The 1,000-nt window shown below is 51.2% G+C and carries 2 protein-coding genes; one reads left to right on the plus strand and one right to left on the minus strand.

All coding sequences use genetic code 11. The features are described 5' to 3' along the window. Positions 1 to 413, plus strand: a 413-nt coding sequence (locus CHB65_RS16690; protein ID WP_143420485.1) for a sensor histidine kinase, incomplete at its 5' end; no start/stop codon positions are given. A gap of 73 nt (positions 414 to 486) precedes the next feature. Here the strand turns inward: CHB65_RS16690 and CHB65_RS17595 are convergent. Further along, the gene (locus CHB65_RS17595; RefSeq protein WP_179213721.1) at positions 487 to 789 is read right to left on the minus strand and encodes a hypothetical protein; all 303 of its coding nucleotides are present in this window, start codon (positions 787 to 789) and stop codon (positions 487 to 489) included. Positions 790 to 1,000 lie beyond the last annotated feature (211 nt).

Below are 1,000 nucleotides of genomic sequence, written 5' to 3' on the forward strand. Positions count from 1 at the left end.
GCGAAGACGTCTCGCTGAGCGAGGTAGTGGAGTCATCTTGGTCAAACGTCAGTACAAAAGACGCGACACTTGTCTCTGAGACAGACCGAACGCTCAGGGCTAATCCAAGTCAGTTACAACAGATGCTTGAGAATCTATTCAGAAACGCGGTCGAACACGCTGGTGAGGACGTGACTGTGATCGTTGGAGACCAGAGTGACGGATTTTTCATCGAAGATGACGGTCCCGGGATACTACCGGAGAAGCGTACTGAAGTCTTTGAACCGGGATATTCGACGGGAGAGGAAAGTACTGGATTTGGCTTAGCTATCGTGGCTGAGATTGTCGATACCCATGGATGGGCTATTCGAGTAGCAGATGGCAGGACAGACGGGGCCCGATTTGAATTCACGGATGTCGATCTCGCCGATTGAAAGATTCGCGCTGTCTATTCAGCAGAACTCTTGAAACAAGTCACCTAGCGAGGGGATCAACAACCGGAGCCAGTTATACGTCCTCGGGCCAGTCGTTTGGTAATCGTGACAGGGTTGCTTTGATCGTGAGGTCACTAACTGCTGTTTGCTCCCGTAACCAATCAGCGGCCGCAATATGGGCGTCCTGACCGTTTGGAATATAGAGCCCGTCCGGCGACTGTGCAATGAATGGCAGTTCGGTCACCTCGTCTTCGAGGACCTCTCTCAGCTCATCATGACCTTCCGTTCCCGCAACGAGACGAACAAGTTGCCCAGCCGGAATGGGCGATCCACGAGTGACGGCGAGCCAACTTCCAGACGAACTTCGCCGTAGCATCCGACATTATCGTAGATACCGGGTTGTATCCATTCATATCTATACAGTCTAATAAGACACATGTGTCCAATGGGTTTAACACAATGAACGCGCTACATCAAGATAACAGCGTATCCTGCTCTATTGAAAATGGAAGACAGCAACGCGATCACGCCGTAATGAGTTTAGGAAAACGAGGTCGAGAAGACGGTAATGGGAGTCGCCTTGCTCG

Source organism: Halorubrum vacuolatum, from assembly GCF_900188065.1.
Lineage (GTDB): Archaea > Halobacteriota > Halobacteria > Halobacteriales > Haloferacaceae > Halorubrum > Halorubrum vacuolatum.